Consider the following 494-nt stretch of genomic DNA (forward strand, 5'->3'; position numbering starts at 1 on the left):
AATGCCAGCGTGCCTTCTCCCGAAGTTACGGCACCATTTTGCCTAGTTCCTTCACCCGAGTTCTCTCAAGCGCCTGAGTATTCTCTACCTGACCACCTGTGTCGGTTTGGGGTACGATTTAATGTTACCTGATGCTTAGAGGCTTTTCCTGGAAGCTTGGCATCAACTACTTCACCACCGTAGTGGCTCGTCATCACACCTCAGCGTTGATAAGCAACCGGATTTACCAAGTCGCTCCGCCTACATGCTTAAACCGGGACAACCGTCGCCCGGCTAGCCTAGCCTTCTCCGTCCCCCCTTCGCAGTAACACCAAGTACAGGAATATTAACCTGTTTCCCATCGACTACGCTTTTCAGCCTCGCCTTAGGGGTCGACTCACCCTGCCCCGATTAACGTTGGACAGGAACCCTTGGTCTTCCGGCGTGCGGGTTTTTCACCCGCATTATCGTTACTTATGTCAGCATTCGCACTTCTGATACCTCCAGCAACCCTC

1 rRNA gene is annotated in these 494 nt (G+C 52.8%); it reads right to left on the minus strand.

The window, feature by feature from the left end:
• Positions 1–494: ribosomal RNA gene (locus YROHD0001_RS0119160) — 23S ribosomal RNA — on the minus strand; the annotation flags it as partial.

The organism is Yersinia rohdei ATCC 43380 (assembly GCF_000173775.1).
Classification (GTDB): Bacteria; Pseudomonadota; Gammaproteobacteria; order Enterobacterales; family Enterobacteriaceae; genus Yersinia; species Yersinia rohdei.